12 protein-coding genes are annotated in these 12,153 nt (G+C 38.3%); 10 read left to right on the forward strand and 2 right to left on the reverse strand.

Annotated elements, in window-relative coordinates; translation table 11 throughout:
• The first annotated feature begins 231 nt into the window (after positions 1-231).
• Together trpS and guaB are read left to right on the forward strand one after the other, a co-directional pair.
• A complete protein-coding gene (trpS, locus tag AC5FEC_RS07850) occupies positions 232-1,257 on the forward strand; it encodes a tryptophan--tRNA ligase (RefSeq protein ID WP_037615050.1) in 1,026 nt (341 codons plus the stop codon).
• Between the two features lie 166 nt (positions 1,258-1,423).
• A complete protein-coding gene (gene guaB / locus AC5FEC_RS07855) occupies positions 1,424-2,905 on the forward strand; it encodes an IMP dehydrogenase (RefSeq protein WP_493661827.1) in 1,482 nt (493 codons plus the stop codon).
• 109 nt (positions 2,906-3,014) lie between these two features.
• Here guaB and recF read toward each other — a convergent pair whose 3' ends face one another.
• Positions 3,015-4,127: a DNA replication/repair protein RecF gene (recF, locus tag AC5FEC_RS07860; RefSeq protein WP_493661828.1), complete on the reverse strand. Its 1,113-nt coding sequence runs from the start codon at positions 4,125-4,127 to the stop codon at positions 3,015-3,017.
• Positions 4,128-4,130: 3 nt separating this feature from the next.
• Positions 4,131-4,520 (reverse strand): S4 domain-containing protein YaaA, encoded by a 390-nt coding sequence (yaaA, locus tag AC5FEC_RS07865; RefSeq protein ID WP_062201648.1) that lies wholly within the window; start codon positions 4,518-4,520, stop codon positions 4,131-4,133.
• A 186-nt stretch (positions 4,521-4,706) separates the two neighbouring features.
• Between yaaA and yfmF the strand changes: the two genes are divergently transcribed.
• The 8 genes from yfmF (at position 4,707) to AC5FEC_RS07905 (ending at position 11,953) form a co-directional block, all read left to right on the forward strand.
• Positions 4,707-5,954, forward strand: a complete 1,248-nt coding sequence (gene yfmF / locus AC5FEC_RS07870; protein ID WP_493661829.1) for an EF-P 5-aminopentanol modification-associated protein YfmF — start codon at positions 4,707-4,709, stop codon at positions 5,952-5,954.
• The gene (gene yfmH, locus AC5FEC_RS07875) at positions 5,954-7,249 is read left to right on the forward strand and encodes an EF-P 5-aminopentanol modification-associated protein YfmH (protein WP_493661830.1); all 1,296 of its coding nucleotides are present in this window, start codon (positions 5,954-5,956) and stop codon (positions 7,247-7,249) included. The genes yfmF and yfmH overlap by 1 nt, the downstream gene beginning before the upstream one ends.
• A gap of 59 nt (positions 7,250-7,308) precedes the next feature.
• Positions 7,309-8,133: a cytoskeleton protein RodZ gene (gene rodZ, locus AC5FEC_RS07880; RefSeq protein ID WP_493661831.1), complete on the forward strand. Its 825-nt coding sequence runs from the start codon at positions 7,309-7,311 to the stop codon at positions 8,131-8,133.
• 10 nt (positions 8,134-8,143) lie between these two features.
• On the forward strand, positions 8,144-8,683 hold the full coding sequence (pgsA, locus tag AC5FEC_RS07885) for a CDP-diacylglycerol--glycerol-3-phosphate 3-phosphatidyltransferase (protein ID WP_037615036.1): 540 nt from the start codon (positions 8,144-8,146) through the stop codon (positions 8,681-8,683).
• A gap of 1 nt (position 8,684) precedes the next feature.
• Complete coding sequence (locus AC5FEC_RS07890) at positions 8,685-9,512, forward strand: energy-coupling factor ABC transporter ATP-binding protein (RefSeq protein WP_037615034.1); 828 nt, start codon at positions 8,685-8,687, stop codon at positions 9,510-9,512.
• On the forward strand, positions 9,497-10,336 hold the full coding sequence (locus AC5FEC_RS07895; protein WP_493661832.1) for an energy-coupling factor transporter ATPase: 840 nt from the start codon (positions 9,497-9,499) through the stop codon (positions 10,334-10,336). The genes AC5FEC_RS07890 and AC5FEC_RS07895 overlap by 16 nt, the downstream gene beginning before the upstream one ends.
• A complete protein-coding gene (locus tag AC5FEC_RS07900; RefSeq protein WP_493661833.1) occupies positions 10,329-11,126 on the forward strand; it encodes an energy-coupling factor transporter transmembrane component T family protein in 798 nt (265 codons plus the stop codon). The genes AC5FEC_RS07895 and AC5FEC_RS07900 overlap by 8 nt, the downstream gene beginning before the upstream one ends.
• Before the next feature lie 206 nt (positions 11,127-11,332).
• Entirely contained in the window at positions 11,333-11,953 is a 621-nt protein-coding gene (locus AC5FEC_RS07905) for a LysM peptidoglycan-binding domain-containing protein (RefSeq protein WP_037615029.1), read from the forward strand.
• Positions 11,954-12,153: the final 200 nt, after the last annotated feature.

Raw genomic sequence — 12,153 nt, forward strand, 5'->3', positions numbered from 1 at the left:
CCTATATATATAATCTCTTTCATTTTACTAGAAAATTCTTCTTTTTTCAAATTATTATGAGATAAAATATCATATTTGAAAGTGAAAGTTATAATAAGTCTGTAAAATTATTGTAAACCTATTGTCAATTAGTTATTCATTTTAAATGAGAACTCTGATTTTTCTGCTATCTTCTTCCGCATTCTCTTTGAAAATGATATAATGAAAACAATACAAATTTAGGAGCAGCAAATGACAAAACCGATTATTTTAACTGGAGACCGTCCAACTGGAAAATTACATATTGGTCATTATGTAGGAAGTTTACGCAATCGCGTTCTTCTACAGGATCAAGGCAAGTATGATATGTTTGTTTTTCTGGCTGATCAGCAAGCTCTGACAGACCATGCAAAAGATCCGCAGACGATTGTAGAATCCATTGGAAATGTAGCCTTGGACTATCTGGCAGCTGGATTAGATCCTAAAAAAGTGACCATTTTTATCCAGAGTCAGATTCCAGAGTTGGCAGAACTGTCAATGTACTATATGAATTTGGTTTCTTTAGCCCGATTAGAGCGCAATCCGACTGTCAAGACAGAAATTGCTCAAAAGGGATTTGGTGAAAGTATCCCAACCGGCTTTTTAGTTTATCCTATTTCTCAAGCTGCGGATATTACAGCTTTTAAGGCCAACTATGTACCTGTGGGAAATGATCAAAAACCGATGATTGAGCAGACACGTGAAATTGTTCGTTCTTTTAATCATGCTTATCATTGTGATGTTTTGGTTGAGCCAGAAGGAATCTATCCAGAAAATGAAGGAGCGGGTCGTCTGCCGGGGCTTGATGGCAATGCTAAAATGTCCAAATCTTTGAACAATGGGATTTATCTTGCCGATGATTTGGATACTCTCAAGAAAAAAGTTATGAGTATGTATACAGATCCTGAACATATAAAGGTTGAAGATCCAGGAAAAATTGAAGGCAATATGGTTTTCCACTATCTGGATGTTTTTGGACAGCCAGAAGATGCTGCTGAAATCACGGCTATGAAAGAACACTACCAACGTGGTGGTCTGGGAGATGTCAAAACTAAACGTTATCTCTTAGATATTTTAGAGCGGGAATTAGGACCAATCAGAGAGCGTCGTCTTGAGTTTGCTAAGGATATGGGACAAGTCTATGATATGCTGAAAGAAGGCAGTGATCGTGCTCGTCAGGTAGCTAGCCAAACTCTTTCAGAAGTCAAGGATGCAATGGGAATTAATTACTTTAAATAACGAACAATAAAGTCTTCATTCTATCAAAACCATCGTCTTTTATTTAAAAAAGACATGGTTTTTAATTTTTGCTTAATAATTATTGACAAATGCCTATAGAATGGTATGATAATAACAATAAAAAGACGAGCCTTGCTCAATTATATAAGAAAAGAGGAAACTGTGGATGTCTAACTGGGACACTAAATTTTTGAAAAAAGGTTTTACCTTTGATGACGTATTGCTTATTCCAGCTGAAAGTCATGTGTTGCCAAATGATGCTGATTTAAGTACAAAACTTGCTGAGAATTTAAAATTAAATATCCCAATTATTACTGCGGCTATGGATACAGTTACCGAAAGTCAAATGGCGATTGCTATTGCCCGAGCCGGCGGTCTAGGTGTCATCCACAAAAATATGTCTATTGCACATCAGGCTGATGAAGTACGCAAGGTAAAACGTTCTGAAAACGGTGTTATTATTGACCCATTCTTTTTGACTCCTAACCATACGATTGCTGAAGCAGATGAATTGATGGGACGCTACCGCATCAGTGGTGTGCCAGTTGTTGAAACGATGGAAAATCGTAAATTAGTTGGTATTTTGACTAACCGCGATTTGCGTTTTATTTCAGACTATACTCAACCAATTTCTAATCACATGACTAGTGAAAATCTAGTCACAGCTCCAGTTGGAACTGATTTGAGAACAGCTGAAAGAATTTTGCAGGAACACCGGATTGAAAAACTGCCTCTGATAGATGAAAATGGCTGTTTGTCTGGTCTGATTACCATCAAGGATATTGAAAAGGTTATTGAATTTCCAAATGCTGCCAAAGATGAATTTGGTCGTCTACTGGTAGCAGGTGCTGTTGGCGTTACTTCTGATACTTTTGAACGTGCAGAAGCTCTATTTGAGGCTGGTGCAGATGCCATTGTTATTGATACAGCTCACGGTCATTCAGCTGGTGTGTTGCGTAAAATTGCCGAAATTCGCGCTCATTTCCCTAACCGTACTTTGATTGCTGGTAATATTGCAACTGGTGAAGGAGCACGCGCACTTTACGACGCTGGTGTTGATGTGGTTAAAGTGGGAATTGGCCCAGGGTCCATTTGCACAACTCGTGTTATTGCAGGTGTCGGCGTTCCTCAGGTCACTGCCATTTATGATGCAGCTGCTGTAGCGCGTGAATACGGAAAAACTATCATTGCTGATGGCGGTATCAAGTATTCAGGAGATATTGTCAAAGCTCTTGCTGCAGGTGGGAATGCTGTTATGCTTGGCTCCATGTTTGCAGGAACAGACGAAGCGCCAGGCGAAACAGAAATCTTCCAAGGCCGTAAATTTAAAACCTATCGCGGTATGGGATCAATTGCTGCTATGAAGAAAGGTTCTAGTGATCGATATTTCCAAGGTTCTGTCAATGAAGCCAATAAATTGGTTCCAGAAGGAATTGAAGGTCGTGTAGCGTACAAAGGAGCGGCTGCAGATATTGTCTTCCAAATGTTGGGCGGTGTCCGTTCTGGTATGGGATATGTCGGTGCAGCTAACCTGCAAGAACTTCATGAAAATGCTCAGTTTATCGAGATGAGTGGTGCTGGGTTAAAGGAAAGCCACCCTCATGATGTGCAAATTACGAATGAAGCTCCAAACTATTCAGTACAATAAAGTTATAAAGAAGAACAGCCTTGTCATTGATTGACAAGGCTGTTTAAGTCGCTGAGAATATGATTTATGATGTTTTACAAAGTTGTAAACAAAATTTACAGATGATTGTCTAATCTGTCAATAATGAATTTTCTGCTTTTTCAACCACCCCTTGCCTTATATAAAAGACTTTAATATCTCTTGGTAGGTTTTGAAGGTGGTCTAAGCTGGTAGTTGTAATGAAAGTTTGAATATTTTGAGAAATTGTTTCTAGTAATTTCAATTGACGCATGTTGTCAAGTTCACTCATAACATCGTCAAGAAGTAGTATAGGGGTTTCTTTTGTAAGGTTTTCGATTAATTTAATTTCAGCTAATTTGAGCGATAGGACGACACTACGATGCTGACCTTGGCTGCCAAAGCTAGCATCCATTTCATTTATGAAAAAGCTGATATCATCACGATGAGGGCCAACTCCTGTATTTTTTTTGAAGAGGTCACGTTTCCGACTTGTTAATAAGGAATTTCGGAAGGAATTTTCCAACTCGTCAAGAGAAGGAAACGGAACAGATGACAGATACTTGATGGTCAATTTCTCTTTTTTTTGGGAGATATCGCTATGGCTTTCCTGAGCAAATTCTTCCAGCTTTTTAATAAAGTCCAAGCGGTGTTGCATAACACGACAGCCAAAATCAACCAACTGTTCATCCAATACAGAGAGAAAAGTTTCATCTATCTTATCGTTAGCTTTGAGATAGGCATTTCGTTGTTTGAGTACATGATTGTAGCTAGATAAGTCGGCAAGATAGATGGGCTTGATTTGACCGAGCTCAATGTCAATAAATTTTCGGCGTAAAGCAGGTGCACCTTTAATGAGTTGTAAATCTTCTGGAGCAAACAAGACAACGTTGACAGCACCTATATAATCTGATAATTTCCCTTGTTTTAAATGATTTATCTTGGTTATCCTACCTTTTGGTGTCAATTCGATGTCAAGTGGAATTTTACCTGCTTGTCTTTCAACTATTCCTGAAACAAGCAGTTTTTTTTCTTGGAAATGAATCAAATCCTTATCTGTTCGGGTTCGGTGACTGCGAGTGAGAGCTAAAAAATAAATGGCTTCAAGGATATTGGTTTTCCCCTGTGCATTTTGTCCCAGAAAGATATTAAGGCCAGGATGAAAATCAATCTCTGTAGCCTGGTAATTACGAAAATTTTTGATTTTCAGCGTTTTTAACCACATGGCTTAGGTTCCTGGAAAACGAACAGCTGATTTTTTACCTGTCTGTTCGGACTTTCTTGTCTTTTGTTCTTTTTTAGCTGGTTTTGATTTTTTAAAATCCTTATTCATCGCTTTAACCAAGTCTGCCACTCTTTTTTTCTCTGCTTGTTCTTCTTGATGTTCAAGGATTTCCTCTTGACTTGGCGCAAGCAGAACAATCTCTAGTTGCTGAGCTGGAAGAGAGATGACATCGTCAATTCTAAGCTTTTTACCTCGTCTATTTTCCAACTCTCCGTTAAAAAAGACCTGATTATCTGCTAAAAAGGACTTAATTGCTCCGCCACTCTGGATGATACCGACTTCTTTTAAAAGAGCCTGTAGGGTAATGTATTCGTCAAATAATTTGTATTCCATAGTTCACCTCAATCCTTGTCATTATATCATAATTTAAATAGAAAAAGTGCCGATATAGTCTAATTCAATACCAAGTTTTAAAAAAAATATAAAACGTTTTAATCATTAAAAAGCTAGTCGTGACAAAGCATTAAAAAGTATTTCGTGTTATAATAGAAGTCTATATTATTCGGTATGAGGGGCGTAATGGAAATCACAAAAGGAGTACATCTTCATTTTATTCAGTCAGAAAAATTCAAAACAAATAAAATAAAAGTGCGATTTTCAGCTCCTATGTCTGAAAAAACAATAGCTGGACGGGTTCTTACTGCTAGTATGTTGGAGACTTCAAATGCTCTTTACCCAACATCGCAATCTTTTCGGGAAAAATTAGCTAACTTATACGGAGCCAATTTTTCGACAAGTCTTTCAAGACGGGGGTTGGTGCATTACTTAGATATTAATCTTTCTTTTGTACGGGATCAATTTCTGAGTCGGAAAAATGTTTTGACAGATGAAATGCTAGAATTTTTGAAAGCCAGTCTATTTTCTCCTCTGTCAAAAGGAAATGCTTTTGACGCTAAAACCTTTGAAATTGAAAAGAAAAATGTTTTAACATACTTAGAGGCTGAAATTGAAAATCATTTTTACCATGCTCATAGGAAGCTGAACGATTTATTCTATGATTTATCAGAAATGCGGATTCCCCGTGTGGGAACCGTGGAGTTGGTAGAAAAAGAAACAGCTGAAAGTAGTTTTGCTACTTTTCAACAAATGCTAAAAGAAGATCAGATAGATTTTTTCTTCATCGGTAACTTTAATGAAATTGCTGTCCGAGATAAAATCCAAGATTTTCATTTTGCTGAAAGAGAACAGCCTTTAGAACTCATGTACCAGCAGAACTATTCAAATGTGACTCGGGAAAATCTAGAGCAGAGAGAGGTTCATCAATCAATTATTGAGTTGGCTTACCATTTTTCTGCTCAATATGGGGATAGCGAACACCTGCCTCTTATTGTTTTGAATGGGTTACTGGGTGGATTTGCCCACTCTAAACTTTTTGTTAACGTTCGTGAAAAGGAGAGTCTGGCCTACACGATTTCTAGTAATTTTGATATTTTTTCTGGTTTGATGCGAATCTATGCCGGAATTGACAGAGCAAATCGGACAAAAACCATCGCTTTAATCAATCGGCAAATCTTGGATTTGAAGCGGGGGAATTTTACAGATGACGAGCTTGAGCAAACAAAAAAAATGCTGAAAAATTCCATACTTCTGGCGCAAGATCGGCAAAACACCTTGATTGAACGTGCTTACATGTCTGCTGTTCTAGGGAAAAAATTTCTGTCACTAGAAGCTTGGCTGGAATCATTAGAAAATGTTAGTAAGAATGATGTTATCAAAGCAGCCCAGCAGTTAAAATTACAGGCGATTTACTTTATGGAAGGGAAATAATGCAGAATCTAGGTCTAGAAAAAATCAATTACATGGCAGTGGGAGAAAGCGTCTATCGGGCGGTGCTAGCAAATGGACTGCAGGTTTACTTACTCCCTAAAAATGATTTTAATGAAACCTATGGCATCATTTCAATCAATTTTGGCTCTGTGGATACTAAAGTTGTTTCACGTGAAACAAAGCAAGTCCATCACTACCCAGCAGGAATCGCTCATTTTCTGGAACATAAATTATTCGAGCGTGAAAACGGCGAGGATTTGCTGCAGGAATTTACCAAGTTTGGCGCAGAAAGTAATGCCTTTACAAGCTTTACACGTACCAGCTATCTGTTTTCTACGACAAACTGTGTAGCAGAAAATCTGAAGCTGTTGCAGGAACTCGTTCATCAAGCGAATTTTTCAGAGACATCTGTTCAACGTGAACAAGGAATTATTCAGCAAGAAATCGAAATGTACCAAGATGATCCAGATTATCGACTTTTCTTTGGTGCTTTGAGCAATCTCTACCCTCAAACTCCACTAGCAGAAGATATTGCCGGAACGACAGAGTCAATCATGGATATTACTGTGGAAAATCTAACAGAGAACTTTGAGCTTTTCTACCGTCCGTCCAACATGACTTTATTTGTCATTGGAAATTTTGATTTGGAATCCACTTTTGAAGATATCGTCAAGACACAAGAGACTTTATATCCTCAATCATTAACTGCAGCAATTGAAAAAGAGCCTATCAGGTTACAGCCAGTGATTCCAACCGCTACTAGTCGGATGGAGGTTGCCAGTCCTAAGTTGGCTATTGGCATTCGTGGAAAAGATGCGATAAAGGATACAGCGCTTTATCGGTACAAAATTGCTCTAAAATTGCTTTTTGCCATGATGTTTGGTTGGACTTCTAAACGTTTCCAGACTTTGTATGAAAATGGAAAGATTGACAATTCTCTTACTCTTGAAGTAGAGGTGGAAAAAGATTTCCATTTTGTCATGCTGACCATGGATACTCAGGAACCAGTCGGCCTTTCTCACCAATTCCGCACGGCAATTAGAAAATTTGCTCAAGATTCAGATGTTACAGAGGAGCATTTGGATACGATTAAAAGTGAAATGTTTGGAGATTTTCTGCATGGTCTGAATTCTCTTGAATATATGGCAACTCAGTATGAGCCACATCTAAGAGGTGAAAATATTTTTGATTTACCTAAAATTTTACAGGATATCACTTTAAATGATGTGTTAAAAGTCGGACATTGTTTTATTGACCATTGTGATATGACAGATTTTACTATTTTTCCAAAATAATTCTAAAGTTTATTTCAAAATTTTGTTAGAATAATGTCTAAGAGAAAAGGACTATCCGTATGAGAAAAAAAACGATAGGAGAGGTACTCAGACTTGCTCGAGTAAATCAAAAGCTTACTTTAGCAGATCTAGCCAAAAAAACAGATATAAAAACTGACTACCTAAAGGCTCTTGAAAACAATCAATACGAAAAATTTCCAAATGCCTTTTACATCCGTAGCCTGCTGAGAAAATACGCTTGGGCCTTGGATTTAAATGAACAAATTTTGTTAGATGCTTATGAAACAGATAACACTGTTATCTATAATGAAATTGAATTAGCTGACAACGAGGATTTTCGAAGTAGAAAATATAAAAATCGCACTTTTTCACTTCCGCTCTTTTACTTTCTGATGCTAGTTTTGCTAATACTTACATTTGTCACTTATTACGTATGGAATTACACTAGAACCAATGATTTGAGTTTCAAGGCGTCAGACAGTTATAGTGTCATTTCTGAGGGAGGAAATAGCTTATCAACTATTCAGTCTAGTTCATTGTCTGATAGTTCTGAAGCGTCTTCTACACTGGGAAAACTTGAGGTAAGTGGCGGTGGTCAGCAGTTGGCCGTACAATATAGCGGAATCAACCGTCCTATTGATGTAACTTTTTCAGCAACAAATACAACTAGTTGGCTCAGTGTTAGTGATTCTGAATTGGCTAATGGCATTACTTTATCAGCTGATAAGCCAAGTCAGACGGTCACCCTCTCTCCAAATACTACTTATACGATTACTCTAGGTGTTGTTAAAGGTATTTCTGTCACTGTGGACAATCAGAAATTAGACCTATCGTCCTTGACCAGTGATAATGCTACAATTACACTTACAATTAAAGAATCATAAAGGAAGAATGATGAAAAAAGAAAATATCCCCAACGCTTTAACCCTTGCCAGAATTGCCTTAATTCCAATCTTTATTTTGATTTTGACTTTTGGTCATTCGCCAGCCATGCATATCCTAGCTGGAATCATTTTCGCCCTTGCCAGTATCACAGACTACCTGGATGGCTATCTGGCGCGCAAGTGGCAGGTCGTGACCAATTTTGGAAAATTCGCCGATCCTATGGCTGATAAACTGCTGGTCATGTCTGCTTTTATCATGCTGATTGAAATGAAAATGGCTCCTGCTTGGGTAGTAGCTATCATCATTTGCCGAGAGCTGGCCGTAACTGGTCTGAGACTTCTCCTAGTAGAAACTGGCGGAACAGTTCTAGCAGCTGCTATGCCAGGGAAAATCAAGACTTTCACGCAGATGTTTGCTATTCTCTTTCTCCTTTTGCATTGGACTTTACTAGGCCAGATTCTCCTTTACATAGCCCTGATTTTCACCATTTATTCTGGTTATGATTATTTCAAGGGCAGTGCCCATCTCTTTAAAGATACATTTAAATAATATGAAAAATATCATTGAAATAAAAAATCTTAGTTATCGATATGATCATAACTCTGAAGATTATATTCTAAAAAATGTCTCGTTTCACGTGAAACAAGGAGAATGGTTATCTATTGTCGGTCACAATGGCAGCGGGAAATCGACTACGGTTCGTTTGATTGACGGTCTTTTGGAGGCCGAGAGTGGTGATATCATCATTTCTGGAGATAAATTGACGGCTGATAATGTCTGGGAAAAGCGTCGCCAAATCGGCATGGTCTTTCAGAATCCTGATAATCAGTTTGTTGGGGCGACTGTTGAGGATGACGTTGCTTTTGGTCTGGAAAATCAAGGTATGGATTATCCCATGATGGTTAAACGAGTCCATGAAGCTTTGGAACTAGTCGGAATGCAGGATTTTAAAGAGAGGGAACCTGCTCGACTTTCTGGCGGACAGAAGCAAAGAGTCGCCATTGCTGGTGTAGTCGCGCTCCAGCCAGATATTATCATCTTGGATGAAGCAACCAGTATGTTAGACCCAGAAGGACGACTGGAATTGATTCGGACTGTCAAGGAAATTAAAGATAAGAATCATTTAACAGTCATCTCCATTACTCACGATTTGGACGAAATTTCGCTGAGTGACCGTGTCCTCGTTATGAAAAATGGTCAGGTTGAGTCAACTGCTACACCGAGAGAACTCTTTTCTAGACCTGATTTGGAAGACTTGGGCTTGGATCAACCCTTTGTCAACCAGGTCAAAGCTGCCATGATTCAAACCGGGCTAACTCTGCCAAAAACCTATTTAACTGAAAAAGAATTGCAGGAACAATTATGGGAATTACTCTAAATAAAGTCAGTTATACCTATCAGGCTGGAACTCCATTTGAGGGTCCAGCGCTTTTTGAAGTTGATTTGGAAATCAAAGATGGTAGCTATACGGCTTTGATTGGGCACACTGGCAGCGGAAAATCAACCATTTTACAGCTCTTGAATGGTCTACTTACTCCTAGCGAAGGCAGCGTGCAAGTCAACCATGTCACCATCACTTCAAATTCCGTCAACAAGGACATCAAACAAGTTCGTAAACAGGTTGGTTTGGTGTTTCAGTTTGCTGAAAGTCAGGTTTTTGATGAGACTGTTCTGAAAGACGTGGCCTTTGGCCCGCAAAATTTTGGTGTTTCAAAAAAAGAGGCCGAGGCTTTAGCGCGTGAAAAATTAAGTCTTGTCGGAATTTCTGAAGAATTATTTGATCGGAGCCCTTTTGAACTTTCTGGCGGGCAGATGAGAAGGGTCGCCATTGCCGGAATCCTAGCAATGGAGCCTGATATCTTGGTTTTGGATGAACCAACGGCTGGACTTGATCCAGCAGGGCGCAAGGAATTGATGAGCCTCTTTAAGAAACTGCATCAAGCTGGAATGACCATTGTTCTTGTAACCCATTTAATGGATGATGTCGCAAATTTTGCTGATACGGTCTATGTACTGGAGAAGGGCCGCGTCGTCAAAAGCGGTCAGCCTGCTCAGGTTTTTCAAGATGTCGATTTTATGGAAAAGATTCAGCTAGGAGTTCCTAAAATAACAAAATTTGCCCAAGAATTAGCTGAAAAAGGAATGAAATTTTCTCATTATCCGATTACGATTGAGGAATTTAAGGAGATGATGCATGGATAAATTGATTTTAGGACGGTATATTCCAGGAAATTCAGTCATCCATCGATTGGATCCGCGCAGTAAATTGTTGGCCATGTTCTGCTTTATTTTATTGATTTTCTGGGCCAACAATCTTATCACTAATGTGCTGCTGTTTGCTTTCGTTTTTACTCTGATTTTTCTCTCAAAAGTTCCTTTGACATTCTTCCTAAAGGGAATTCAATCAATGGTTTTCATTATTGCCTTTACCACGCTCTTCCAGCTATTCCTGACGGGGGGAGGCAAGGTACTTTTCCAATTTGGTTTCATTAAAATTACAGAATTTGGGCTTTCACAAGCTGGTATTATCTTCAGCCGTTTTGTTTTGATTATTTTCTTTTCAACTCTGTTGACCTTAACCACGACACCGCTCAGCCTTTCAGATGCGGTAGAATCTCTGTTGAAACCACTCAAAGTTTTTAAAGTTCCTACGCATGAAATTGGGCTCATGCTTTCCATGAGTCTGCGCTTTGTACCAACTTTAATGGACGATACAATGCGGATTATGAATGCTCAGAGGGCTCGGGGAGTTGATTTTGGCGAAGGAACGATTGTACAAAAAGTTAAGTCGATTATTCCAATCTTGATTCCCTTGTTTGCTTCTAGTTTCAAGCGAGCAGATGCCTTAGCTATTGCAATGGAAGCGCGTGGCTATAGTGGTGGTGAAGGAAGAAGCCGCTATCGCCAGCTTTCTTGGAAAATGATGGATAATTTTGCTATTATCTCCATTTGTCTTATCGGAATCTTACTCTTTTTCTTAAAAAATGATTGATTAATTAAACTATTTTTTAAAGAATAGTATAAGTAAAAAATTGATATTTTTTACTTATATTTTAGAAAATAAGCTAGAATTCCTTTCAAAATAAGTTTTTTGTGTTTAATTTCAATGTTTTTGTAACCTTTGTATTTTTGCTGTAACTCTATAGTAATATTTAGTGTGTAATATAGTATTATATCTTAAAGGAGAAATATTTTTTAATGAACACAAAAACATCAAAATTAACTTTAGCCCTGATCACTGCAGCCGCTACTTTGTTTGCTACAGGAATTGTTGCAAAGGCTGAATCTTACACTGTCAAAGCTGGAGACACTTTGTCCTCTATTGCTGAAGAAAAATCAACAACAGTAGATCACTTAGTTAAGTTGAATAAAATTGCTAATCCAGATCATATTGTGGCTGGACAGATTTTGGAATTAGACGGAACAGTAGAATCTAAGGAAGTTACCTCAGAACCTTCTGCTCAACCTGCAGCTGCACCAACTGAAGCTTATGTAAATGCAGTTGAATATTATAACTACCCAGTTTATACTACTTCTACTACATCTTCAAATGTCGTTCTTTCAAATGGAAATACTGCTGGAGAGACTGGTTCTTATGCAGCTGCTCGTATGGCTGAATTGACAGGGGTATCAGCATCCACTTGGGAAAATATCATTGCTCGTGAATCTAATGGACAAGTCAATGCTTATAATCCATCAGGGGCGAGCGGTCTTTTCCAAACAATGCCAGGTTGGGGATCTACTGCAACTGTTGAGGATCAAATCCAATCAGCCTACAATGCTTATAATGCGCAAGGACTTTCTGCTTGGGGTTACTAAAATAAATATAAGAAAACGACTGGTTCATCCCAGTCGCTTTTTTTATACTAGCACTTTTAGATAGTATTTATTGGGGCTCTTTTCTACCATTTGTCAAGTCTGTCAAGGCTTTAAGTGAAAAATGAGATAAGACAGTAGCTATTCCGAGGTTACTGTCTTATTTTTAACACTTTTTGAGCCATAAAAGGGCATGCAAAAAA

The sequence above is a fragment of the Streptococcus sp. STC1396 genome (assembly GCF_058933875.1).

What these genes read in the sequence shown, in the direction of transcription:
- rodZ (WP_493661831.1), top strand. Translation starts at nt 7,309, where the DNA reads ATGAGAAAAAAAACGATAGGAGAGGTACTCAGACTTGCTCGAGTAAAT.
- trpS (WP_037615050.1), top strand. Translation starts at nt 232, where the DNA reads ATGACAAAACCGATTATTTTAACTGGAGACCGTCCAACTGGAAAATTA.
- AC5FEC_RS07895 (WP_493661832.1), top strand. Translation starts at nt 9,497, where the DNA reads ATGGGAATTACTCTAAATAAAGTCAGTTATACCTATCAGGCTGGAACT.
- guaB (WP_493661827.1), top strand. Translation starts at nt 1,424, where the DNA reads ATGTCTAACTGGGACACTAAATTTTTGAAAAAAGGTTTTACCTTTGAT.
- recF (WP_493661828.1), bottom strand. Translation starts at nt 4,127, where the DNA reads ATGTGGTTAAAAACGCTGAAAATCAAAAATTTTCGTAATTACCAGGCT.
- yfmH (WP_493661830.1), top strand. Translation starts at nt 5,954, where the DNA reads ATGCAGAATCTAGGTCTAGAAAAAATCAATTACATGGCAGTGGGAGAA.
- yfmF (WP_493661829.1), top strand. Translation starts at nt 4,707, where the DNA reads ATGGAAATCACAAAAGGAGTACATCTTCATTTTATTCAGTCAGAAAAA.
- pgsA (WP_037615036.1), top strand. Translation starts at nt 8,144, where the DNA reads ATGAAAAAAGAAAATATCCCCAACGCTTTAACCCTTGCCAGAATTGCC.
- AC5FEC_RS07900 (WP_493661833.1), top strand. Translation starts at nt 10,329, where the DNA reads ATGGATAAATTGATTTTAGGACGGTATATTCCAGGAAATTCAGTCATC.
- AC5FEC_RS07905 (WP_037615029.1), top strand. Translation starts at nt 11,333, where the DNA reads ATGAACACAAAAACATCAAAATTAACTTTAGCCCTGATCACTGCAGCC.
- yaaA (WP_062201648.1), bottom strand. Translation starts at nt 4,520, where the DNA reads ATGGAATACAAATTATTTGACGAATACATTACCCTACAGGCTCTTTTA.
- AC5FEC_RS07890 (WP_037615034.1), top strand. Translation starts at nt 8,685, where the DNA reads ATGAAAAATATCATTGAAATAAAAAATCTTAGTTATCGATATGATCAT.